The following is a 22,090-nucleotide window of genomic DNA, read 5'->3' as shown; positions in this document are numbered from 1 at the left end:
TCGCAGGCAACGGTGCGGGGAAAAGGCCCGGTGCTTGCTTCGACAACGCGAAGAATTGACGGCGCTCATCGAGGGGCTCCTTATGTCGAAGTATTTGGGAACAACGCTCTGTTTGGCCAGCGCGTTGGGGCTGGGAACGGCGATCTGGTCCGCTGCTGCGGCAGCCCAGGATGCAGCGACGCCGGACGAAGCGATCGTCGACAGCCTCTTTGCAGAGCCTGCGGAGTCCGCGACGGCGAGCGAGCCCGCTGCCGAGCCGGTCATCACGGAGGAAGCACCGGCTCCGGCAGAAGCCTCCGCCGAAGCCTCGGCCGAATCCGGGGAGGCTGGAATCGGCACCGTCGAAGCCTCGATCCCGGTCGACCAGCTCAAGGCCGAAGCCAAACCCGACCTGCCGGCGGAGCCTGCGCATGCGCGCTCGACGCAGCTCGAAGAAATTGTCGTCACCGCGCGCAAGCGCACCGAGTCGCTGCAGGAAGTGCCGCTGTCGGTCACTGCGTTCGGCGCCGGCGAGATGGAACAGCGCGGCTTCACCGGCCTTGATGACATCGCGGCGGCAACGCCGGGTTTCACCTTTGAAGGCTTCGTCACCGGCGGCGCACATGGCAATCCGGTGATCCGCGGTCTCGCGCAGACGTTCACCACCTCGCGCATCCAGAACGTCTCCTTCTTTCTCGACGGCGTCTACCTGCAGCGTCAAAGCATGCTCAATCTGGGCATGGTCGACATGGAGCGCATCGAGGTCGTCAAGGGTCCGCAGAACGCGCTGTACGGCCGCAATGCTTTCGCCGGCGCGGTGAACTACGTGACGCTCGCGCCGACCGATACCTTCGAGGGCTATGTCTTCGGCGGCGTAGGCGACAACGATCGCGCCGAGTATCGCGCCAGCGTCGCCGGGCCGATCACCGGCAGCGGCACTTTGCTCGGCAAGGCGACGATCGGTGTCAGCAGCTACGACGGCGCGACGCCGAACAACCACCCGGTCGCCAACGCGAATCCGGAAGGGCCGAACCTGCGCGGCAATCTCGGTGGCAACGACGACATCACCTACAGCCTCGGCCTGCTGTACGAGCCGAACGGCATCTATAAGGTGCGCGCCGGCTTCTATCACAGCAAGCTGGAGCACGAAGCTGGCCCGGGCTACTCGATCTCCGGCGTCAACGCGGCGCGCTTCGGCCTGCGCTTCGACGATCAGAACGATCTGAACTGCAACGTCGCGACCGTCAACGACATCTCGCCGTTTCCGCCGCGCACGCATACCGGCTTCTCGGCGTGGTGCGGCGAGCTGCCGAACTACGCGTCCGACGTCGCACCGCGCACGGTCAACGGCATCGTCGTCGATCCGCGCGCGATCGGCACGATCTCGGAAACCGATGCGCTGACGCTGTCGACCGACATCAATCTGTCGGACACGATGAGCCTGCACTACCTGTTCGGCTGGGCGGACCACAATTCCTATACCGACGGCGGCCCCAGCGACGAGGATCCGCTCGCCGGTCGCGGCATCGCGACCAATGCGCTGATCACCACGATCGACAACCAGAATCCGCTCGGCTACAGCTTCGCCAACACGGCGAGTGGCCGGCCGAATACCGAGCTGTCGACCAGCTCGCACGAGCTGCGCTTCGACTGGGTGCCGGAAGGCGACTTCCGCGCCAGCGCCGGTGCCTACTACTCGGTCGTCGAGGACGAGGAGTGGACCACGCTGTTCATCGCCGACCTCTGCAACGCCGACACGCCGCAGAACATCGAGAACTGCAACACGCCGCTGTCGGCACCGAACACGCTGGCCGAGCGCACCGTCCTGACCGCGGCCGCGGCGTATGACCAGTATGTCCGCCAGCATTCCACCGCGCGCAGTGAGTGGACCGGCTACGACGAGAGCATCGCCGCGGTCTTCGCGACCGCGAGCTACAAGTTCACGCCGGCACTCGAAGGCACGCTTGAAGCGCGCATGACTTACGAGGACAAGGACGTCTACCGCTACACCGATTCGTCGGCGCTGGCGCCGGGCGAGAGCATCACCTATTCGCTGCCGGGCGATCCGGTGCTGCCGTTCGGCAACACGCTGGCAAGCCAGATTGCGGTGCCGTACGACAATGCCAAGTTCGAGCAGTTCACGCCGCGTGCGATCCTCAACTGGGCCTATGTCGACGATCACAGTGCCTATGTGTCGGTGGCCAAGGGCGTCAAGTCCGGCGGCTTCAACAACGCCAACACCGAGGCGGAGCTGACCTACGAGGACGAGGAGAACTGGACCTACGAACTCGGTTCGAAGAACCTGTTCCTCGATCGCCGCTTGATGCTCAACGGTGCGGTCTACTTCATCGACTGGACCGGCCTGCAGGGCGGCATTCCGCCGACCGTCGCCGGGCTGTCGACCTCGGACATCATCGCCAACATCGGCGGAGCGACGAGCCTTGGCGTCGAACTCGAATCGCGCTTCATGTTCACCGAGGCCTTCTCGGTGGATGCCAGCGGCACCTACAACGACGCGCAGTACAAGGACGACACCAAGTACGCCGCCGGCGACCACGACACCGGCAGTTTCCACTGCGACGGCGTGACCTGTCCGCTCGACGGCGACATCGGCGGCAACCAGCTCGCCCGCACGTCGAAGGTGCAGTACAGCTTCGGCATGAACACCGATCTGTTCGTCGCCGGCTGGATGATCAGCGGCCGCCTCGATACCAACTACCAGTCGAAGCAGTTCGTCGAGCCGCTGAACCTCGGCTGGGTGCCGGAACGCCAGCTGACCAATGCTTCCGTGAAATTCGTCAGCCCGGACTACCACTGGGAGATCAGCGCCTACGGCAAGAATCTCACCGACGAGGACTACGCCGCGAACTCCTTCGTGATCGGCGTGTTCAACCAGTACATGGTCGGCAAGGGGCCGGGCCGCACCTGGGGCGCCAACCTCAAGTACAAGTTCTTCTGATCGCCATGCGCCACGCCCGCCGCCTTGCGCTGGGTCTGACGCTGGTTGCCGGCGCGCTGGCCGGCTGCTCGGATGACGAGTCCGCCTCACCGTCGGGGGGCGGTGAGGCGCGCTATGAAGCGCTGACCGTCAAGGACCCGCAGCAGTCGGCCGCGTTTCTCGCGGTGGAGGATCTCGATGGCGACGGCCGCCGCGAGATCGTGCTGTCGACCTTGCTGGAGCGCACGCCGCCCGGTCCGCCGACCCCGCTGTCGCGTGGCGCGCTGCGCATCTTCAGTACCACTGGCGATGCGGCCGGTCCCTGGGAAGAGCGCGTCGTCATCTCGGCGCTTGATCCGACCGGCTATCCGTTCATCAACACGCCGCAGGTCTTCGACATCGACGGCGACGGCCATCGCGACCTGCTGGTGCAGGCCGGCTTCCTCAGCACGCTGGGCGGCGCGCAGTTCTGGATGCCGGGGCCGGACTTCAACGAGCGGCGCCCCTTCGCGCCGCAAACGACGCGCTACCGGACCGGCTATTTCTGGCACGAAGCGGGGCAGGCGGACATCGACGGCGACGGCCTGCTCGACATCGTCAGCACCTCCGCGCAGACGCAGGACCTGATCAACAACCCGACAAATATTTTCGGCAGCCCCGACGGCAACGAGAAGCTCAAGGTCGAGTGGTATCGCCATCTCGGCGGCGGCGAGTTCGAATATCACGAGATCGCGACCGGCGTCGGCGGCGTGTTCGTCAAGCTGCACGACGTCGACCGCGACGGCGATGTCGACATCATCCTCAGCCAGTTCTTCGGCCCGCCCGCGGTACCGGCGGTGGTCTGGCTGGAGCAGGTCCAACGGCCTGCCGCCGGCAACGACCGCAAGGGCGTCTGGCAGCAGCATGCGATCGACTCGACGATCGGCTACGGCTACCACATGGAAGTCGTCGACCTGAACGGTGATGGCCGCACTGACCTCGTCGTCGGCGCGCACAGCCACCAGGACAACGAGGCGCTGGTCGATCCCGACGGCAACCGGGTGCTGCCGGGCCTGTACTGGTTCGAGATTCCGGACGATCCGAAAGCAAGCTCGCAGTGGACGCGCCATGTCATCTCGCAGCGCTTCCGCGTCACGCTGGCAGGCAGCGTGCGCGCGCAGGGTGTTCCGGGCATCTTCAGCGTCGGCGACATCGACGGCGACGGCCGCCTCGATCTCGCGGTGCCGGGCGACGGCAACGACGAGCTATACGCGTTCCGCCAGCGCGCCGACGGCAGCTTTGCCGAAGATATCATCGAGTCCGGCAACAAGATGTATGGCATGGCAGTGGTCGCCGACATCGAAGGCGACGGCCGCAACGAGATCATCGCGACCCAGCACAACAGCAACGACGGCGGTACCAGCCTGCCGCCGGGTTTCCTCAAACTCTATCGATACAAGACGGACTGAAATGCGACAGGCCGCCGCCGGAGCGTACTCGCCGCGACGGGCCTGGCGGCGTGCCGGCGTCTACTTCGCTGCCTGCGTGCTGATCGCCGGTCTGTCCGGCGTGCTGCAGGCGCTGCTGTCGGCACCGCTGTTCAGCGGCGCCCAGCTGCGCGATCCGTACTGGCTGGCCTTCACGGCTCTCTGCGTCGCCGTCATCGTCGTCGGCTATGCCGTGATCTGGCCGCGCGGCACCTTCACCGACGGACGCGAGCGCCATCCCTTGCTGGCGCCTACGTTCGGCGCCGCCTGGGGCGCCTGCCAGGGCCTGCTGTTCCTGTCGATCTGGAGCGCCATCGCGCGCAGCGGACTGGCGGCGCCGTGGGTGGCCGTGCTCAGCTACTTCTGCATCGGCGGCTACAACGCGCTGTGGCATCGCGCGTACTGGGATATCCAGGTTTCGCCGCCGCACAACTACAGCGAATGGAATGTGCGCAAAGTGCTGCTGTGCCACACGCCGAATCTGATCTGTTGCCTGGCCTACCTCGCGCTGTACAACAACGCCGGCATCTTCGTGCTGCTGCAGGCAACCGCGCTGGCCCTGTCGGCATTCTTCATGCGCTTCCCGGCCTGGTGGGACGACTACAGCGCCGAGCCGGGGCTTGAGCGTAGCCTCGGTGTAAGTCGCTGAAGTGCGATCTTCTGTGTTTCGTGCGGATGGTTTGGTTAGATTGACCGGCAGCTATCAGCCCAAAGCGGAAGTACGTCTGCGTGGAATTAGCGCCCGAAAGCGGTCGTTCGAATACCTAGGTTAAGCCGCGGCCGCGCCAGCGACTGTTACCCAAGTCTCCGGACTATTCTGTTACCTATGTTCCCGGTCGCTCACATGCGGATTGAGCTCGACAATCTGACGCGCAAGCCCTGCTGTAAACACGACGCCACAAGAGGAGCAAATGCCATTGCTGGTAGGGGAACCGCATTTTGGGCAGAAGAACTGACCGATTGAGAACTGCGGCGGCATTGTCCCTTGTCCAGGACCACGCAGGGTCAGTGCCCGAAGCTGATCGCTCACGGAACGGCTGAAAAGTGAGCCGATGGCTGTGCAGCGGAGCTCGCCCTCTGATGCCTCCACCAACTCTGCGTTGCAGTATGGACAGTGGATCTTCATGTTGCCCAACGCCCAGGTTCAGGGGCGGCTCCGCCGAAGGCGGAGACGTCCCACTGGAACCGATTGTTAGGCCTGCAGCGGTCCACGAGATAACTCCACAGTTCCTGGAAATGTCTCTTGAAGCGATTGGGCCATTGCATCTACCTCTTCAATGGGTCGCCATATCTCCACGAGCACGCCGTGCGATCGGTACTCCGATTTAAACCATTGCTCATCCTCAGCATCGCCGCGACGCCACATGGGATCTTTATTGAGGTAAACCGTTACATGGGGATAGTGAGCTTGACCGTGTAGAAGATACGGCCCCTTATACCCGCTGTCGTGTGGCTTAAACACAAGCCCGAAGGCCCTCTTGAGATGAGCAGCGACGGCCTCCATCGACTCCGATGGCACTGCATACTCGGCGAAATGCTCTGTCATTTCTTTGTGGCCTAACAGCTAATAGCCGGACCGCAGGGCGGCATATGCAGGCGACACCGTATGGCGGTGGAAGCGGACAGCTGATTGATCATGTTGAGGTGATCTCCAACGAGTCGACATATGCACGGAAGGCAATGCCCGACTGATGTTGCCGTATTTAGCGAGCCATTTCACCTGCAGATTCTGAGTGCTGGGCTGCCCGAAAGCAGCCGCTCGTGACGGCCCGCTTCTGGCACTTCGCTGCCATTCCCTGTATCAGCGTTTAATCCAATGGCGTCTCTGGCTTGGTCAGACCCGAACACGCTGCCCGGTCGTGGCGATCGGCCAATGCAGGAAGTCCGCGTGGGCAATGTAGCTGCCGAGTTCGACCTTCCATGCGCCCTGCGACGATGGCCACACATAGCGCTGCAGAAATCCTTGCGGATGCAGCCAGCATTCGCAGCCGGCGTCGCCGTACTCGCCGCCGCGATAGCGATACTGATTGGCGCCAGACTTCGTCGCTTGACGTTGCGATAGCAGCGGCTGGAGGAACGCGGCGGCATCCTGCGGATTGTGCAGGCATGGGACGACGACGGTGCGTTCCGTGCCCAGAGCAGTCAGCAGCGGACCGGTGGCGGCGCGCAGCAATGGATAGAGCAGGCTGCCGGTCGGCAGCGGCAAGGTTTGCGTGCGCTGTGCCTCGGTCCATTCGAGATGGTCGCCGCGATGCAGATAGCTGATGCTGTGCGCGCCTGTGGCTTCGTCCGGCAGCCAGATGAGCTGCATCGAGATGCACAGTGAATCTTCGTAGCGCGCTTCGACGGACAGCATCAGCCTGTCGTTCACCCAGCGCTCGCCGCGCAGCAGCAGGCCATCGGCGTTGCGAACGAGGCACCAGGGTTCACGGATGTTCTGCAGTTCGCCATCGCGCCAGTACGCGTAGCTACCGCGCGCCAGCTCCGTCACGCGCGGGTCTCGACGAATTCGATCAGCAGGCCGGCGGTGTCTGCCGGATTGAAATAGGCCATGCGCGAGGTCGGCAGTTCGATGATGCCGTCCGGTGTCACATGGCCGAGCCGGACGCCGGCGGCGGCCATCGCGGCCACCGCGGCGCTCAGGTCGCTGACGTTGTAGCAGACGTGATTCGCGCCGCGGCTGCTGTTGAGAAGAATCTCGCGAAAGCGCGCAGACACCGGTTCGATCACCTCATACGGCGTGCCGCCGATGCTGAAGAACGCGAAGCGGGTCTCGCTGGCTTGGCCAGCCGCCGGGACCCGGAGGATCTCGCCGTCGACAAGGCCGAAGATCGCCTGCAGGCGGGCCAGCATGGCATCGAGATCGTCGGTGATGACGCCGACATGGCGCAGGCCGAGCAGATACTGGCTGACGCCCGACGGCACGGCGCTCATGACTGCACCTCCGGGTTGACGCAATGCGGCATCCGCTCACCGCGCAGGCCGGCGATCAGGTTGTCGACCGCCAGCTGCGCCATCCGCGAGCGCGTGCCGAGCGTGGCGCTGCCGATGTGCGGCGCGACGACGACGTTTGGCAGCGTCAGCAGCGGATGATCGGCGCCGATCGGCTCGCGCTCGAAGACGTCGAGCCCCGCAGCCGCGATGCGGCCGCCGCGCAACGCGGCGATCAGTGCGGATTCGTCGACGAGGCCGCCGCGTGCCGTGTTGATCAGCACCGCATCGCTGCGCATCTGCGCCAGCGCCGCGGCGTTGATGATGTGGCGCGTCTGCGCAGTCAGCGCCAGATGCAGGCTGAGGAAGTCCGAGCGCTCAAGTACGGCGGCAAAGCCGAGCGACTCGACGCCGGGCACGCTGCGGCCGGAGGGCGTCCAGCCGACGATGTTCATGCCGAAGCCGGCCGCGCGGCGCGCGACCGCCTGGCCGATCGCGCCAAGGCCGATCAGGCCCAGCGTGGCGCCGCGCAGATCCTTGCCGAGCAGGAAGTCCGGCTCCCAGCGCCGCGCCGGCGTCCAGCCCCCGTCGCGCATGAAGCGATCGCCTTCGGGCAGCCGCCGCGCGGTGGCGAGCAGCAACGCGAATGTCAGGTCGGCGGTCGCATCGGTCAGCACGTGCGGCGTGTGGCCGAGCGGAATGCGGCGCCGGCTCAGCGCGGCGACATCGACGTGATCGACGCCGACCGAACAGCTCGATATCACGCGCAGCCGCGGTGCCGATGCCAGCAGTGCATCGTCGATCGTTTCAGTCAGCGTGCACAGCAGTCCGTCGCAGTCCTGCAGCGCGTCGCGCAATTGCGCAGGTGAGGGCGGCTCGCGCTCAGGCCAGCAATTCATGTCGACCTGCTGCGCTAGCTGAGCCAATGCGCTGCCGGGCAGATTGCGGGAGACGAAGACCTTGAAGTTCATGTCGCTGTGCGCTTACCAGGGATAAGCCTGCTCGTCGCGGAAGAATCCGCCGCTGGGTCCGCCCGCCGGCAATGTTGCCAGCCATACCGGGGTGCGTGCACCTTCGGCCGGTGTGCGCGGTGCGTCGTCGCCGCCCAGCTCGGTCCTGACCCAGCCCGGTGCGGCGGCGTTGACGAGAATGTCCGGCTGGTCCTTGAGTTCCAGCGCGAGCAAGCGGGTCAGCATGTTCAGCGCAGTCTTCGAAATCCGGTACGCGGCGCTGCCGCCCATTGCGCTGCCGCCGATGGATCCGAGCTCGCTGGACAGGTTGACGATGCGGCCATGACCTTGCGCGCGCATCGCCGGCAGCAGCAGCTGGCACAGGTGCAGCGCGCCATAGAGATTGATCTCCAGCGTCTTGCGCAGCACGTCGATATCGAGCTGTTCGACCTTGATCCACTTGTCGAGCGCGACCCCGGCGTTGTTGACCAGGATGTCGATGCGGCCCTCGCGCTCCAGCAGCGTCCGCACTGCGCGTTGGCGACTGGTCTCGTCGGAGACATCGAGCGCCACGGCGCCGGCATCGAAGCCGTCCTCGATCAGCTGCTGGGCGACCGCCGCGCCATGCGCAGTGTTGCGCGCGCCGACGATGACGCGGATGTCCTGCGCGGCGAGCTGGCTGGCGATGGCCAGGCCGATGCCGCGGTTGCCGCCGGTGACAAGCGCGATGCGTTTCATGTGCGGGAACGACTCATCCGATGATCAGATATATTGGTATAGGAATAGTACAACTGGAATTCGCAAATGTCCCATGCCGCCGCGCTGCGCCGCGCCCTGTCCGAACCTCGTTGCCTGCGCGCCCCCGGCGTGTACGACGGTCTGACCGCCCTGCTCGCCGAGCAGGCCGGCTTCGAACTGGGCTTCGTGTCTGGGGCCTGCATCGCCTTTGCGAGACATGGCCGCCCGGACATGGGCCTGGTCTCGATGTCCGAGGTTGCCGACACCGTGGCGCTGTTGCGCGAGCGCGTTGCAATGCCGTTGGCGGTGGACATCGACACCGGCTTCGGTAACGCCTTGAACGTGCAGCGCACGGTGCGCGTGTTCGAGCGGTCCGGTGCTTCGGCGCTGCAGATGGAAGATCAGGTGATGCCCAAGCGCTGCGGACACATGGCCGGCAAGCAGGTGATTCCGACGGCCGAGATGGTCGGCAAGATCAAGGCCGCGCTCGATGCGCGTCACGATGCGGACACGCTGATCGTCGCGCGCACCGATGCACTCGGCGTGACCGGCTTCGACGATGCGCTCGAACGCGCCGAACGTTATCTGGAAGCGGGCGCCGACGCGCTGTTCATCGAGGCGCCGAAGAGCTTGCAGCAGATGCAGCAGATCGCAACGCGTTTCGCGAGCCGAAGTCCCTTGGTGCACAACCTCGTCGAAGGCGGGCAGTCGCCGGTCGACACTGCGGATGAGCTGGAACGCCTCGGCTATCGCATTGCCTTGTATCCGGCGGCGCTGCTGCATGCCTTCGTGCCGCAGGCGCAGGCCTTGCTGGCGCATATCCGTGCGCAGGGCAGTACGCGTGAGTGGCCTGGGCTGATCGACCTGAACCGCATCAATGCGCTGCTGGGGGCGCCGGAGTTGTTGGCGCAGTCGGAGCGGTATCAGGGCTGAGGTTCGTGGTGGTCTCTCGATACACCGCGCTAACGCGCGGCGCTCGAGACGAACGGAGTGTGTTTGTCTCCGCGCACCACAACTCGCCGTTCGTCTCGAGTGCCCGCGAAGCGGGTGTATCGAGAGACCGCAAAGAAAAACTCAGCGCGCCAGCGCGTAGTCGATTGCGGCGCAGATCGCCACGCACTGCGCCGTAACGCACTCTTCCGGATTCGTCCGCGGACTGTCGGGATAGACCTCGGTCGTCGTCCGGTATTTCGCGCCGCTGATGCCGGCACACAGGCCGAGTTTCTCGAGCGGGTACTGGATGACGCCGGGTGCGACGACCGGCGAGCCGATGATTTCGCCCTGATCGTCGGCGGGCGCGATATGCGTGACCTTGGCGACGGCGGCAATCACCGCGTTCTGGAAATCCGTCTGCGGGTGCTCGGTGTCGTCGACCAGATAGAAGCCGTCGGGAATGAGGCCGGGCAGGTATTCCTTGCCATCGCGCGCGGCGACGGCCGGGCGGAACTCGGATTCGTCGGTGTCGGTCGTCTCGTGCAGATCGATGTGCATCAGCACGCGCTCGCGCAGCGGGGTCACCAGATCGAGCAGCGCGGCGGATTCCTGCGCCGCGCGATTGCCGAACGAGCGATTCGGATCGACCGCATGCATGTTCCAGCGCTGGATCGTCTCGTAGGCCCAGGGGCTCACGCAGGGCGCGACCAGCAGGTTGATGCGGCCTGCGTAGTTGCCGGCATGCTGTTCCAGAAAGCGCAGCGCGCCATGCACGCCGCTGGTCTCGTAGCCATGGACGCCGCCGGTCACCAGCACGACCGGCAGATCGCTCTGCCAGCTGCGGCTGCGCAAGGCGAATAGCGGATAGCGCGCCGCATCGAAATCAAGCTGCCCGTATTCCTGCACGTCGAAATGCGCGCGCAGGTCGTCGATGCGCGTCAGGACGTCGATCTGGTAGCTGCGCTGGCGTATTTGCCGGGCGAGCCATGCGGCGCGCTCGGCGTCTCCCCAGGGCGTGCCGGGGGTTCCGACGGGATAGGCTGTTGCTTGAGACATCGGGCGACCTGCGAGGTGGCGGGACGCCGATTGTAGTGTAGTGCCTGCCAGCGCTTAGCGGTGTATCGGGAGCCAGGCGCCGAGCTAGCGATGCCTGAGGATCGCGAATCCGCCGGTCAGCGTTTCCAGCGGCGCTGCGTCGAAGTAGCCGCGTGCGGCAGCATCGTCCCTGACGAAGGCGTCGAGGAACGTCACCGCCGTTGCATTGACCATGCGCAGCGCATCGGTCTGCGGCGCTTCCTTGCGTTCCGGCCGGCAGATCAGGTTGCCGAGATAGTGGTCGGCCCCATCGACGACCAGCGACCAGTTCAGCCCTGGCTGGGCGGTGTCGTAGGACAGCAGGTGCGCCCGCCAGTCCGGCCAGAAGTGCGCGTTGACGTCCCAGGTGCCGGTCGTGACGAGCATCGGCTGGTCGACGCCGAGCCAGGACTGGTCGTTGATCAGGCCGAACATCGGGCCGGGCGGCGAAATCGCGACGACGGCGCGCACGCGCGGATCGCGGCCGCCGATGCGCACGCCGCTTTCGGGGTCGACGGTTTCGGCGCCGGAGAACTGCTGCGCGGTGAAGGCGCCGAAGGAGTGGCCAGCCACAGCGATGCGCTGCGGGTCGACGCGGCGGCTGAGGCCGGGCTCGACGGCATCGAGATCACCCAGGTGATCGAGAATGAGGCGGATGTCGTCGACGCGCGCCGCGATCAGGCCTTCGTTGCCCTTGCGCAGGCTGTTGAAGATGCCGCGCGCCATGCCGCCGCCGTCGGCATGGTAGGGCGCGACGACCAGATAGCCATGGCTGGCCCAGTGTTCGAGCAGCGCATCGTACTTGTCGATGTCGGACCAGTTGCCGTGCGAGAAGATCACGAGCGGGAAGGGGCCGTCGCCCTGCGGCGCGATGATGCGCAGCCGCAGTTCGCGATCCGCGACCGCCCAGATGAGCGGCGCGCTTTTCGACACCGCCGCATCGCCGTGCTGCAGATTCGGAATCGCCGCAAGCTGCTCCGCGCCGGCCTGCAGCGGCTTGGCCGGTGGCAGCACGACTTCGTCGGCGCAGGCGCTCAGGCCGAGCGCCAGCAGCAGGGCAGCCAGTGTTCTCATGGGGCTTCGATCGCCTGCAGGAAATTCAAGGTATCCGCCGCGCTCTCGGCAGGTCGTTCGACGGGTAGCAGATGGCCGGCGTCCGGATAGATCTTGCGCTGCACGCTGCGGGCGGCTTTCAGCTTCTGCTCGAATTCCGTCGCCAGTGCGACCGGCAGCTGCGGGTTCTGTTCGCCCCACAGGATCAGTGTCGATGCGGTGATCGAAGCGAGCAGCGCGTCCGGATCGCCGGTCTCGAACTGACGCAGGCGCTCGATCTCCGCCTGCCGGTTGCCTTTGCGGCGCCACAGATCGACGAAACGGGTTTTCAGCGCCTTGGTGATAACGCGATCGTCCGCGGTCATCCAGTTCAGGAAATGGTGCAGTGCCAGCGGCGGGATCAGCGGCAGCACCTGATCCGCCCAGGCCGGAATGGCGCGACCGCTGCCGCGCTCCGGCTTGTCCTTGCGCTTGAGTCCGCCGGAGTTGATCAGCACCAGGGCCTGCACCTGCTGCGGATGGATGGCTGCATAGGTGAACGCGATGTTGCCGCCGAGGCTGGAGCCGGCCAGCGAGACCTTGTCGATCTGCAGCTTCTTCAGCAGGCCGGCGAGCAGCGCCACGTCGCGCGTGACCTGATAGTTGCCGCGCGGGTCGGGGCCGGTCAGGCCGTGGCCGGTGAGGTCGTAGCGCAGCACGCGGTAATGCGGCGCGAAGACCGGAATCCACTGATCCCACATGCCCATGTCGAGGAAGTGCGAATGGATCAGCACCAGCATCGGCGCCTGCGGATCGCGCGAGCCTTCGAGGCGGTAGCGGATGACGGCCCCTTCGATATAGGCGGTGCGCAGGTCGGAGCCGCCGTACTTCTGTTCCAGCGTCTCCGCGGGAATATCGCGATACGCGAAGCTGGCATAGGCAACGTAGACGATGACCGCGATGGCCACCACCTGCAGGGTGCGGAACAGCCAGCGCAGTAGGCCGAGCATGGCCTTATGCAACGGCCAGGCTGTCGCGAACGCAGTTGATCATCGCGCGTTCGAGAACGAAGGCCTTGGCCTTGACCGGATCGGCCGCGGTTTCCATCAGCATCTTCTGGCGCTTGATCTGCACGTCGGGGTCGGTCGATTCCATCAGCTTCTTGTTGTTGATCGTGTGTTCCTGCACGAATCGTACCGCGAGTTCGCGGCGCTGGCGGTCGTAGAGCGCGAGACGATCGGCGGCATCGGCATCCTCGTGCAGGATCTCGATCAGCTTGCCGGCGAGATTGTGCGCGTCGTGGATGCCGCCGTTCATGCCCATGCCGCCGAGCGGATTGTTGATGTGGCAGGCGTCGCCGGCGAGCACGATGCGGCCCTTCACATAGGTTTCCGAGACGCGCTGGTGGACGTTGTAGAGCGTCCGGTGGCCGATCTCGTACGGCACGTCGCGCGCGTACAGATGCTGCAGGCGCGCCTGCACATGTTCGTCGGACAGTACCCAGGCCTCCGCTTCCGGCGTCTTCGGGAAGACCGGGAACAGCACGCGCCAGATCTTCTCGGTGCGCAGGATCACGCACCATTCCTGCGGATCGCTGACGTAGTTGACGTAGGAAAGGTTGTCGAAGACCTTCTCGAAGGCGAACGGGGTGCTGACGACGAGGAACTTCTCGTCGTAGGTGAAGCCGCCAAAGCCGATCCCCGCCGCCTTGCGTACCGCGCTGCCGGCGCCGTCTGCGCCGATCAGGAACGGCGTGTCGATGACCTTGTCGCCGTCCGGCGTGCGAACGCTGACGCGGACCGAATCCGCAAGCTGTTGCGCGCCGATCACCTCATGCTGGAACAGCACCTGCGCGTGCGCGGATTCGCGCAGCTTTGCGTTGACGATATGCGTCATCTCGTACTGCTCGAGCTGCAGGCGGAACGGGAATGCCGTCTCGCCGGCGATCACGTCCATCCTGAACTCGGCGACGTCGCCGCTGCGGCGGTCGCGGTACTGGTAGCGATCGACGATCAGGCCCTGACGGATCATCGCCTGTGCGACGCCGAGCTCATCGAGCATCTCCAGGCTTGGCGGGTGAAAGGTCGACGCGCGCAGATCGCGCGGCAGGCTGGGGTGCTTCTCCAGCACGATGACCGGAATGCCGTGCTGGGCGAGGCGCAGCGCCAGCACCGAGCCGCAGGGGCCGGAGCCGGCGATGACGATCGGTTGCAGGGTCTTCATGCGCTGGCCGGTGCGATGTCGGTGCGCCGGCGCAGGATGAGCGCGCCGGCGAAGACGACCACATTGATCAGGCCGAACATCACGAACGGCGAACTGGGGCCGAGACTGCGGAACAGCACGCCGCCGAGGCCGGAGCCGACGAGAATGCCGACCGCGCCGGCGACGCCGAAGAAGCCGATGATCACGCCGCGCAGCGCCGCCGGCGCCTGCTGGCCGATCAGGGCCTGGCTGCTGACGAAGGCGCTGATCTCGGCGATGCCCATCAGGCCGAGCAGGCCGAAGACCCAGGGTGCAGTCGGATCCTTGACGAAGAACAGCGACAGATAGACCGCCGCGGTCAGGCCGGTCGAGATCGCAACCGCGGTGACGCGGCGGATACGGTCGCTGAGAAAGCCCATCAGCAGCGCGCCGACCATGGCGCCGGTGACGATGACCAGCACGCGCGGCATCGCCAGCTGGCTCATCGCCTCGCTGCCGCTCAGGCCGAGCTGGCCAGTGCCGTACTGGATCAGCCACAGGCTCATGAAGGCGCCGGTGACGGCGAGCACGCCGCGCGATGTGAAGGCGGCGGCACAGGCCAGTGCGATGGCCGGGTTACGGGTGCTGCGCAGGCCTTCGACCAGCAGGGCGCGCAGCGGCGGTTGCGCCGCCGCGGCGATCCGGCCGGCCTGCTTCGACAGGCCCGTCGCGGCGACGATCGCAGCGAACACGCCGAGGCTGCCGGCGACCGCAAAGGTCGCCTGTTGCGCGCTCAGCTGATCGTGCCCCTGCGCCGCGAACGCCGCCGGCAGGGCCAGCAGCATCGGCGGGATGAAGGCGCCGAGCGTCGCGACGACGCCCTGCAGGCCGTTGGCCTTGCCGCGGTCGGCTTCCTGCGGATAGTCGGCGATCACCGTCACCATCATGCCGACGACGGCGGCGCTGCCCAGCGCGACGATCAGGCGCATGACAACGAGCATCTCGACCGAGCCGGCCTGGGCATACAGCGCGTAGCCGGCGCCGGTCAGCAGCAGGCCGACCGTATAGACCAGGCGCCGGCCGACGCGGTCGGCCAGCGCGCCGATCGGGCCGAGCAGGACGATGAACACCAGCTCCTGCAGGACCGCGAGCGAACCAGTCAGCGTGGCCTGCTCGCCGGGCGGAATTTCCAGCGCATGCAGCAGGCCGGGCTGTAATACCGATAGCGCCCCGGCGTAAGCTGACGAGATCACGGCGACCAATAAGTAAGCCCACAGATGGACGGGGCGGACGCCGTGGACGAGTTGGATGCCGAGCGTGCGATGCGTAGTCATGTTGGCGTCGTGGGTCAGGCAGGCGTTGTCGGGGATGTTGTATCAATGATATAACATTATGAAGAATCAGAAACGGGGACAGTCATGCAGGATGTGTTGATTCTTGGTCTTGGCCATGTCGGCAAGGCCCTGGCGCGCGAGTTGCGCGCCGAAGGCGTGTGGGTGAAGGGGACGACGACGACGCCGTCCAAGGTGGAAGAGCTGCGCGAATTCGCCGACGAGGTCTATGTGGTGCGCGGCACCGATTCGGCCCGCATCGCCGAAATTGCCCGCGGCAGCGACGCCATCGTGTCGACCGTGGCGCCGAATGTCCGCCAGGCGCGCAACCGCGAGGAGCGCGAGGCCACTTACCGCGACGCGCTGGTTGCCAGCTGCGAGAGCGCGGTCGCGGCAAACCCGCGCGTGCTGTTCCTGTCTTCGTTTTCGGTCTATGGCGACGGCGGTGCGGGCAGTGAGCCGATCACCGAGAACACGCCCGTCAGCAATGTCATCGAGCCGTCCGCACGTTATTACAGCGAAGCCGAGAAATCCGTGCTGGCAAGCGGCAAGGGTTGCGTGCTGCGCCTGCCGGACATCTACGGCGCGCCGGGCGACATGAGCTACGCGCAACGCGTCAAGCTGGCCCACGAGATCATGGGCGGCAAGGGCCCGTTCAGTGCCGACGCCCGCCTCTACGTCATTCATTATCTGGATGTGGTCGGCGCCGCCCTGCATGCGCTGCGCAAGAACCTGAGCGGCATCTATAACGTCTGCGACAACCAGTGGCTGCCGCAGACCAATGCGGAAGTCTTCGACGCGCTGTGCGAGCGCCAGGGCCTGACCAAGCTTGAGTTCCTCGGCCAGATCAAGGCGCCGACGCGGGCGATCTCCGCGCAGAAGCTGTTCGATACCGGCTTCGCCCCGCAGTTCACCGACCCCGACCACCCGCTGCGCTGAGTCCATCCATGACGACGTTCGTGATCACTGGCAGCACCAAGGGTATTGGCCATGCACTCGCCAAGTACTGCGTCAGCCAGGGCCATGACGTCGTCATCAGCGGTCGCGGTGCGGATTCGGTCGCGCAGGCGGCAGCGGCCATCAAGGCCGCCGGCAAGGGTCGGGTCCACGGCGTCGCCACCGACGTCAGCGAACTGGCGCAGGTCGAGGCCTTGTGGAAGGAGGCGGTGGCGCAATTCGGTCGCGTCGATGTCTGGATCAACAACGCCGGCGTCGCCAACACGACGCGGCGCATCGTCGACACGCCGGAGACGGACGTGCAGACGATGGTCGCGACCAATGTGCTCGGCACGATTCACGGCAGCCAGGTTGCCGCGCGCGGTTTCGTCGCGCAGGGCGGGGGTAAGCTGTTCAACATCCTCGGCGGCGGCTCGGACGGCGAGTATTTCCCCGGCATGGGCATCTACGGCACGACCAAGCGCGGGCTCGATTACCTGACGACGGCGCTCGCCAAGGAGCTGGCCGGCAGCGGCGTGCTGGTCGGCAAGGTGCGTCCGGGCCTGCTCGTCACCGAAGGCGTGCTGCGTGAGATCCAGGCCGATCCGGCGACGTTCGCGAAGAGCCGCAGGCTGATGAACACGCTGTGCGACCTGCCCGACACCGTCGCGCCGTACCTGGTCGAGCAGATGCTGGCGATGAAAAAGTCCGGCAGCAAGATCGCCTGGCTCAACGGCGGCAAGATCGCCAAGCGTTTCCTGATGGCACGCATCAAACCGCGTGCCGACCTGTTCCAGACCGTAGGCCTCTGATCACACAAAGCGCATTCCATGACGACCGACACCAAGACGATTCACGAATTCCTCGCCGAAAACCCCAACGTTGATGTCAGCAAGGCCTGGGAGCGCTGCTTCGGCATCCTCGGCGGCATCAAGGACCGCATCGCCGCGCGTCTGCCGGTCGAGCGCCATCCGTCCTGCGCCGGCCGCGAGTACTACACGAGCCCGGACGGTGCCTTCGAAGGTTCGTTCAACGCCTACAGCGGCGCCGGCGCCGAGTGGCTGGTGCATTCCTGGCTCGGCAACCGCAAGGCGTCGATCCTCGACATGAACGCGACCTGCTTTCTCGGCCAGGACACCGACACGCCGCACCTGATCGTCATCTTCGGCACGATTCCCAAGCTGTTCTTCTATGCCGACTACGTGCCGCGTCGCGATCTGCGTACCGACACGGAGTACCTGGACAAGTACTACGGCGGCGAAGCGAACGAGGACTTCCTCAAGCTGCGCGGCGATCCAGCCTTCCACTGGTCGGTCAGCCACGGTACCTATATGCGCGCGCTGCTGTCGCCGCTGGCGCTGAGCATCGCCGGCGATCTCAACGACGCCAACATCGACAAGCTCGAAGCCTATGCGCAGCGTTTCGTGTCGCGCTGGCTCGGCTGGCTCGACCAGTCGCAGCCGGTGGCGGCCGGCGAGCGCGTCGCGCTGCAGAAGTACGACCACCGCGTCCGCGCGCTCGGCTATCAGCGCGATCCGATGAACAAGCTCGCCGAGAACGTGTTCGGCGCCGGCCAGGTCGAGAACATGATCCGCATGCGCATGGGTGCGGCGCAGATGGAAGCGAGCCGCCAGTACTGAAGTCCTCATGAAAACCATCGTCATCACCGGCAGCACCCGCGGCATCGGCCGCGGCCTGGCGGAATCCTTTCTTGCGCGCGGTTGCAATGTCGTCGTCAGCGCACGCGATGCGGTCGCGGTCGCCCGGGTGGTCAAGGAGCTGGATGCGCGGCATCCGGGCTGTGTTGCCGGCGCGGCCTGCGACATCACCGAGCTGACGCAGATCGAGGCGCTGTGGCGGCTCGGCTGCGCGAAGTTCAAGGGCGTGGATGTCTGGATCAACAACGCCGGCATGAGCATCCGCCGCGGGCCGCTGCACGAGGCCAGGCCGACGGATATCGAGGCCATCGTCGCGACCAATCTGACCGCTGTGCTGCTGACCCATCGCGTGGTCATCGCCAACATGCTGGCGCAGGGCAGCGGCCAGGTCTGGAACATGGAAGGCTTCGGCAGCAACGGTGCAACGCAGCCGGGCATTGCCGCCTACGGGGCGACCAAGCGTGCGATCAATTATCTGAACCAGGCGCTGCAGAAGGAGCTGAAGGGCGCGCCGGTGCAGGTCTGCACCTTGAGCCCCGGCATCGTCGTCACCGACCTGCTGGTCGGCGACTACGACCAGAGCTCGGAGGAATGGGCCAAGGCCAAGCGCATCTTCAATATCCTCGGCGACACCGTCGAAACCGTCACGCCGTGGCTGGCCGATCAGGTGCTGGCCAGCAGCAAGCCCGGCGCGAAAGTGGCGTGGCTGACCAATGGCAAGGCCTTCGGCCGCTTCATGACGGCCGGCTTCAGGAAGCGCGATCTGTTCGCTGGCGCCAACACTCACTGAGATTGAAGATGGACAACTACCAGGTCGCTCATCGCGCGCGCATCGGCGTGCTGATTCCCTCCACCAACACCGGCGTCGAGTACGACCTGCAGAAGTTCGGCCTGACCGGCGTCAGCTGGCATCCATCGCGCTTCTGGATCGAGCTGAAGAACTGGGCCGAGGAGGGCAAGAAGACCGGCGATGACGAGAACACCATCTTCGAGCGTTTCCTCGACATGATGCGCGGCGAGATGCCGATGGGCATCAAGAACGTGCTGAGCGCGAAGATCACGCACCTGATGCTCGGCATGTCGGCCGAGACGTTCTGGGGCGGCATGGAAGGCAACATCGCCTTCGAGCAGGACATCCAGTCGCAGATCGGCGATCTGGGCCTGACCACCGGCGCCGCCGCCTGCCGCGACGCGCTGCACCTGTTCAAGGTCAAGCGCATCTCGGTGATCACACCGTATCCGCCGGTCGGTGACGACAATGTGCGGCGCTTCTTCGACGAGATCGGGTTCGAGGTCAAGCACATCGCCGGACTCAACCGGCCGTCGGCGACGGCGATTGCCGAGACGACGATCAAGCAGGTCGTCGACGCGGTGAAGGCGATCGACGGCGACGATGTCGATGCGATCATCCAGTGCGGCACGAACCTGTCCTGCGTCGATGTGTTCCCGACCCTGGAGCACTGGCTGGAGAAGCCGCTGATCCCGATCAACGTCGCGACGATCTGGCATGCGCTGCGCGCCTGTGGCATCAAGGATCAGGTCATCGGCAAGGGCCGCTTGATGGAAGAGTTCTAGACCGTCATTCCCGCGAAGACGGGATGCGACGGTGAATGGGTCGCTGCGGTTCTCTGCGGTCCCAGTCTATTCACATAGCGCTGAATGGCTTGTTGCTGCGGCAGCCGCGGCGCTACGCTGCTGAAAACAATGGCAGGGGGAGAACCACGCCATGCAATCAGCACAGTCCGCCATCCTGATCGCGGTTGCCAGCGCCTTGCTCGTCGCCTGCGGCGGCAGCGGCGAGTCAGGGTCGTCCGCGCCCATCCCCGACAACACCAGCATCGCCACGCCAAAAGCCGCCTGCGGCCCCGGCTCGCGTCCGGAGATCGGCATGCAGGGGCGCGTCACCGCCGAGGAGCAGGCCAGCGGCCGCGCCGCGGAGGGCTATACCTGCAATACCGAGTTGATCGGCGCCTATACGACGGAGAATCCGATCGGCAGCGTCGCCGGCTACAAGGTCGAGCGTTACGTCGACAAGACGGGCCGCGAGTGCGCCTATTACGACACGACGATCCTGTTTCCGACCAGCGCGCTCGAAGGCATCGGCGTCAACGTCATGGACATGAGCGATCCGGCCAACCCGCAGCTCAGCACGCGCCTGATCACGCCGGCGATGCTGTCGCCGCATGAGTCGCTGGTCGTCTCGCAGCAGGCCGGCGTGCTGGCGGCGGTGATGGGCAATTTCGTCACGTATCCCGGCATCGTCGACGTCTACGATCTGTCCGAGGATTGCCGCTCTCCGCAGCTGCGTTCGTCGGCGCTGGTCGGCGTGCTCGGCCACGAGAGCGGCATCGCGCCCGACGGCAAGACCTTCTATTCGTCGTCGATCGGTACGCCGACGCTGACCGCGGTCGACATTTCCGATCCCTCGCGACCGCGCCGTCTTCTGACGACCAACTACCAGTCGCACGGCCTGTCGATCAGCGCCGACGGCAATCGCGCGTATCTGGCCTCGGGCACCTACACGAATACCGGCCTGGTGATTCTCGACGTCTCCGACATCCAGGCGCGCAAGCCGAATCCCGAGGTGCGCGAGATCTCGCGGCTGGTGTGGGACAACATGAGCATCCCGCAGAACGCGATGCCGTTCAGCCGCAACGGCAAGCCTTATCTGCTGGAGATCGACGAGTTCGCCAGCAACAGCGACCGCGGCCTGCCGGCGCCCAACGGCATGAACGTCGGCGCCGCGCGCATCATCGACATCAGCGACGAGACACAGCCCTTCGTCGTGTCCGAACTGCGGCTTGAAGTACACCAGCCGGAGAATCGCGAGATCACCAAGGATGATCCGGGTGCCGGCGGGACGATCGGCGGCTATGCAGGTCATTACTGCAATGTGCCGACGACGGTCGATCCGGACATCGCCGCCTGCAGCATGATCCTGTCCGGCCTGCGCGTGTTCGACATCCGCGACGTCCATCGTCCGCGCGAGGTCGCGTACTTCAACCCGGCGGTGCTCAGCAACGGCGGCAACAACGCCGTGTCGCGTCCGGCCTTCGCGCCGGAGCGCAAGGAGATCTGGTACAGCGACACCAAGAGCGGGCTCTACGTGATTCGCGTGACCAACGGCGCCTGGTAGCGCGAGGCGCGCTTACCCCACCTATCCTTGATAGGCGCGCTGCAGTGCCGCGATATCGAGCTTGATCATCTTCAGCATCGCTGCGCAGACCCGCTGGACGCGTCCGGTATCCGGGTCGGTCATCATCGTCTCCATCAGCGCCGGGACGATCTGCCAGCGCAGGCCGTAGCGGTCGATCAGCCAGCCGCAGGCCTGCGTCTGTCCGCCGTTGGCCAACAGCGCGTTCCAGTAACGGTCGAGTTCGGCCTGGTCTTCGCAGAGCACGACCAGTGACATCGCATCGTTGAACGGGTGATGCGGTCCGGCGGTGATCGCCTGGAAGCGTTGCCCGAGCAGCGTGAAATCGACGATGACAACCGAGCCGGCCGGGCCACTGGGCGTGGCGGCGGGCAGCGGCGTGATGCGATCGATCTGCGAGTCGGGGAAGATGGAGCTGTACAGCCGCGCCGCCGCTTCGGCGTCGGCGCGATACCAGAGATGGGTAAAGATGCGGGATCGCGAGGCGAGTGCCATGATCGGTTCTCCTGTCGGCTGGAAGGATTCCATGCTTCTAGTCGAGCGACTCATGCTCAATTCGACACACGCCAGGAGCGTCCTATGAGCGGCAAGACGGCGGCGCGCAAGCTCGGCTTCGGATTCTTCAGCGCGGTGGCCGGCGGGCTGGTCCTGCTGAAGCTCACCGGCACCATTCACTGGCCCTGGCTGTGGGTGCTGTCGCCGTTGTGGGCGCCGTTCGCGATCCTCGTCGTGTTCCTGTTCGGCTTCTTCGCCCTGGTCGGTTTCTCGGCGAGCAAGGGCAAGCCTTAG

At 65.5% G+C, this 22,090-nt stretch carries 21 protein-coding genes; 11 read left to right on the top strand and 10 right to left on the bottom strand.

Annotated features, from left to right (window positions below; genetic code table 11):
* The first annotated feature begins 82 nt into the window (after positions 1-82).
* Genes AC3WUF_RS12395 through AC3WUF_RS12385 form a run of 3 tightly spaced genes read left to right on the top strand, consistent with a single transcriptional unit; the run spans position 83 to position 5,032 of the window.
* Positions 83-2,938, top strand: coding sequence for a TonB-dependent receptor (locus tag AC3WUF_RS12395; protein WP_492425983.1), 2,856 nt, complete (start codon positions 83-85; stop codon positions 2,936-2,938).
* 5 nt (positions 2,939-2,943) lie between these two features.
* Positions 2,944-4,365, top strand: coding sequence for an FG-GAP repeat domain-containing protein (locus tag AC3WUF_RS12390; RefSeq protein WP_492425981.1), 1,422 nt, complete (start codon positions 2,944-2,946; stop codon positions 4,363-4,365).
* A 1-nt stretch (position 4,366) separates the two neighbouring features.
* Positions 4,367-5,032, top strand: coding sequence for a hypothetical protein (locus AC3WUF_RS12385; RefSeq protein WP_492425979.1), 666 nt, complete (start codon positions 4,367-4,369; stop codon positions 5,030-5,032).
* 1,185 nt (positions 5,033-6,217) lie between these two features.
* On the opposite strand, the gene AC3WUF_RS12380 is transcribed toward AC3WUF_RS12385, so the two are convergent.
* From AC3WUF_RS12380 to AC3WUF_RS12365, 4 genes are read right to left on the bottom strand one after another with little or no spacing between them, the layout of a single operon-like run.
* A complete protein-coding gene (locus AC3WUF_RS12380; protein ID WP_492425977.1) occupies positions 6,218-6,874 on the bottom strand; it encodes a hypothetical protein in 657 nt (218 codons plus the stop codon).
* Positions 6,871-7,317, bottom strand: coding sequence for a VOC family protein (locus tag AC3WUF_RS12375; RefSeq protein WP_492425975.1), 447 nt, complete (start codon positions 7,315-7,317; stop codon positions 6,871-6,873). The genes AC3WUF_RS12380 and AC3WUF_RS12375 overlap by 4 nt, the downstream gene beginning before the upstream one ends.
* Positions 7,314-8,285, bottom strand: coding sequence for a 2-hydroxyacid dehydrogenase (locus AC3WUF_RS12370; RefSeq protein ID WP_492425973.1), 972 nt, complete (start codon positions 8,283-8,285; stop codon positions 7,314-7,316). The genes AC3WUF_RS12375 and AC3WUF_RS12370 overlap by 4 nt, the downstream gene beginning before the upstream one ends.
* A gap of 12 nt (positions 8,286-8,297) precedes the next feature.
* Positions 8,298-9,002, bottom strand: a complete 705-nt coding sequence (locus AC3WUF_RS12365; RefSeq protein ID WP_492425971.1) for an SDR family oxidoreductase — start codon at positions 9,000-9,002, stop codon at positions 8,298-8,300.
* A gap of 66 nt (positions 9,003-9,068) precedes the next feature.
* Here AC3WUF_RS12365 and AC3WUF_RS12360 point away from each other — a divergent pair, with 66 nt between their 5' ends.
* Positions 9,069-9,935 (top strand): isocitrate lyase/PEP mutase family protein, encoded by an 867-nt coding sequence (locus AC3WUF_RS12360; protein WP_492425969.1) that lies wholly within the window; start codon positions 9,069-9,071, stop codon positions 9,933-9,935.
* Between the two features lie 141 nt (positions 9,936-10,076).
* On the opposite strand, the gene AC3WUF_RS12355 is transcribed toward AC3WUF_RS12360, so the two are convergent.
* The 5 genes from AC3WUF_RS12355 to AC3WUF_RS12335 form a co-directional block, all read right to left on the bottom strand.
* Positions 10,077-10,991 (bottom strand): M14 family metallopeptidase, encoded by a 915-nt coding sequence (locus AC3WUF_RS12355; protein ID WP_492425967.1) that lies wholly within the window; start codon positions 10,989-10,991, stop codon positions 10,077-10,079.
* An 84-nt stretch (positions 10,992-11,075) separates the two neighbouring features.
* Positions 11,076-12,083: an alpha/beta hydrolase family protein gene (locus AC3WUF_RS12350; RefSeq protein ID WP_492425965.1), complete on the bottom strand. Its 1,008-nt coding sequence runs from the start codon at positions 12,081-12,083 to the stop codon at positions 11,076-11,078.
* Positions 12,080-13,051 carry an alpha/beta fold hydrolase gene (locus AC3WUF_RS12345; protein ID WP_492425963.1) on the bottom strand — a complete coding sequence of 324 codons (972 nt, stop codon included), beginning with the start codon at positions 13,049-13,051 and terminating at the stop codon, positions 12,080-12,082. Before AC3WUF_RS12345 ends, AC3WUF_RS12350 begins: the two co-directional genes overlap by 4 nt.
* Before the next feature lie 4 nt (positions 13,052-13,055).
* A complete protein-coding gene (locus tag AC3WUF_RS12340) occupies positions 13,056-14,264 on the bottom strand; it encodes an FAD-dependent oxidoreductase (protein ID WP_492425961.1) in 1,209 nt (402 codons plus the stop codon).
* Positions 14,261-15,556 (bottom strand): MFS transporter, encoded by a 1,296-nt coding sequence (locus AC3WUF_RS12335; protein WP_492425959.1) that lies wholly within the window; start codon positions 15,554-15,556, stop codon positions 14,261-14,263. Before AC3WUF_RS12335 ends, AC3WUF_RS12340 begins: the two co-directional genes overlap by 4 nt.
* Positions 15,557-15,640: 84 nt before the next feature.
* Between AC3WUF_RS12335 and AC3WUF_RS12330 the strand changes: the two genes are divergently transcribed.
* The 6 genes from AC3WUF_RS12330 to AC3WUF_RS12305 all read left to right on the top strand — a co-directional run bounded on the left by AC3WUF_RS12330 (position 15,641) and on the right by AC3WUF_RS12305 (position 21,283).
* Positions 15,641-16,492, top strand: coding sequence for an NAD-dependent epimerase/dehydratase family protein (locus AC3WUF_RS12330; RefSeq protein ID WP_492425957.1), 852 nt, complete (start codon positions 15,641-15,643; stop codon positions 16,490-16,492).
* 8 nt (positions 16,493-16,500) lie between these two features.
* Positions 16,501-17,301 (top strand): SDR family NAD(P)-dependent oxidoreductase, encoded by an 801-nt coding sequence (locus tag AC3WUF_RS12325; RefSeq protein ID WP_492425955.1) that lies wholly within the window; start codon positions 16,501-16,503, stop codon positions 17,299-17,301.
* A gap of 18 nt (positions 17,302-17,319) precedes the next feature.
* Positions 17,320-18,129: a hypothetical protein gene (locus AC3WUF_RS12320; RefSeq protein ID WP_492425953.1), complete on the top strand. Its 810-nt coding sequence runs from the start codon at positions 17,320-17,322 to the stop codon at positions 18,127-18,129.
* 7 nt (positions 18,130-18,136) lie between these two features.
* Positions 18,137-18,937 carry an SDR family NAD(P)-dependent oxidoreductase gene (locus tag AC3WUF_RS12315; protein ID WP_492425951.1) on the top strand — a complete coding sequence of 267 codons (801 nt, stop codon included), beginning with the start codon at positions 18,137-18,139 and terminating at the stop codon, positions 18,935-18,937.
* A gap of 8 nt (positions 18,938-18,945) precedes the next feature.
* The gene (locus AC3WUF_RS12310; protein WP_492425949.1) at positions 18,946-19,722 is read left to right on the top strand and encodes a maleate cis-trans isomerase family protein; all 777 of its coding nucleotides are present in this window, start codon (positions 18,946-18,948) and stop codon (positions 19,720-19,722) included.
* A 151-nt stretch (positions 19,723-19,873) separates the two neighbouring features.
* Positions 19,874-21,283, top strand: coding sequence for an LVIVD repeat-containing protein (locus AC3WUF_RS12305; protein WP_492425947.1), 1,410 nt, complete (start codon positions 19,874-19,876; stop codon positions 21,281-21,283).
* Between the two features lie 21 nt (positions 21,284-21,304).
* Here AC3WUF_RS12305 and AC3WUF_RS12300 read toward each other — a convergent pair whose 3' ends face one another.
* A complete protein-coding gene (locus tag AC3WUF_RS12300; protein ID WP_492425945.1) occupies positions 21,305-21,796 on the bottom strand; it encodes a VOC family protein in 492 nt (163 codons plus the stop codon).
* A gap of 84 nt (positions 21,797-21,880) precedes the next feature.
* Between AC3WUF_RS12300 and AC3WUF_RS12295 the strand changes: the two genes are divergently transcribed.
* Positions 21,881-22,090 (top strand): hypothetical protein, encoded by a 210-nt coding sequence (locus tag AC3WUF_RS12295; protein ID WP_492425943.1) that lies wholly within the window; start codon positions 21,881-21,883, stop codon positions 22,088-22,090.

It is taken from the genome of Fontimonas sp. FW305-C-3 (genome assembly GCF_058783185.1).
Note: the sequence above shows the minus strand (reverse complement) of the source record. Positions and strands in the feature narration are given on the sequence as shown.

Bases quoted from the DNA above. Each gene is read 5' to 3' on its own strand.
- AC3WUF_RS12345 (WP_492425963.1), bottom strand. From the start codon at position 13,051: ATGCTCGGCCTACTGCGCTGGCTGTTCCGCACCCTGCAGGTGGTGGCC.
- AC3WUF_RS12295 (WP_492425943.1), top strand. From the start codon at position 21,881: ATGAGCGGCAAGACGGCGGCGCGCAAGCTCGGCTTCGGATTCTTCAGC.
- AC3WUF_RS12385 (WP_492425979.1), top strand. From the start codon at position 4,367: ATGCGACAGGCCGCCGCCGGAGCGTACTCGCCGCGACGGGCCTGGCGG.
- AC3WUF_RS12355 (WP_492425967.1), bottom strand. From the start codon at position 10,991: ATGTCTCAAGCAACAGCCTATCCCGTCGGAACCCCCGGCACGCCCTGG.
- AC3WUF_RS12315 (WP_492425951.1), top strand. From the start codon at position 18,137: ATGAAAACCATCGTCATCACCGGCAGCACCCGCGGCATCGGCCGCGGC.
- AC3WUF_RS12320 (WP_492425953.1), top strand. From the start codon at position 17,320: ATGACGACCGACACCAAGACGATTCACGAATTCCTCGCCGAAAACCCC.
- AC3WUF_RS12390 (WP_492425981.1), top strand. From the start codon at position 2,944: ATGCGCCACGCCCGCCGCCTTGCGCTGGGTCTGACGCTGGTTGCCGGC.
- AC3WUF_RS12370 (WP_492425973.1), bottom strand. From the start codon at position 8,285: ATGAACTTCAAGGTCTTCGTCTCCCGCAATCTGCCCGGCAGCGCATTG.
- AC3WUF_RS12350 (WP_492425965.1), bottom strand. From the start codon at position 12,083: ATGAGAACACTGGCTGCCCTGCTGCTGGCGCTCGGCCTGAGCGCCTGC.
- AC3WUF_RS12375 (WP_492425975.1), bottom strand. From the start codon at position 7,317: ATGAGCGCCGTGCCGTCGGGCGTCAGCCAGTATCTGCTCGGCCTGCGC.
- AC3WUF_RS12300 (WP_492425945.1), bottom strand. From the start codon at position 21,796: ATGGCACTCGCCTCGCGATCCCGCATCTTTACCCATCTCTGGTATCGC.
- AC3WUF_RS12305 (WP_492425947.1), top strand. From the start codon at position 19,874: ATGCAATCAGCACAGTCCGCCATCCTGATCGCGGTTGCCAGCGCCTTG.
- AC3WUF_RS12365 (WP_492425971.1), bottom strand. From the start codon at position 9,002: ATGAAACGCATCGCGCTTGTCACCGGCGGCAACCGCGGCATCGGCCTG.
- AC3WUF_RS12325 (WP_492425955.1), top strand. From the start codon at position 16,501: ATGACGACGTTCGTGATCACTGGCAGCACCAAGGGTATTGGCCATGCA.
- AC3WUF_RS12395 (WP_492425983.1), top strand. From the start codon at position 83: ATGTCGAAGTATTTGGGAACAACGCTCTGTTTGGCCAGCGCGTTGGGG.
- AC3WUF_RS12335 (WP_492425959.1), bottom strand. From the start codon at position 15,556: ATGACTACGCATCGCACGCTCGGCATCCAACTCGTCCACGGCGTCCGC.
- AC3WUF_RS12330 (WP_492425957.1), top strand. From the start codon at position 15,641: ATGCAGGATGTGTTGATTCTTGGTCTTGGCCATGTCGGCAAGGCCCTG.
- AC3WUF_RS12310 (WP_492425949.1), top strand. From the start codon at position 18,946: ATGGACAACTACCAGGTCGCTCATCGCGCGCGCATCGGCGTGCTGATT.
- AC3WUF_RS12340 (WP_492425961.1), bottom strand. From the start codon at position 14,264: ATGAAGACCCTGCAACCGATCGTCATCGCCGGCTCCGGCCCCTGCGGC.
- AC3WUF_RS12360 (WP_492425969.1), top strand. From the start codon at position 9,069: ATGTCCCATGCCGCCGCGCTGCGCCGCGCCCTGTCCGAACCTCGTTGC.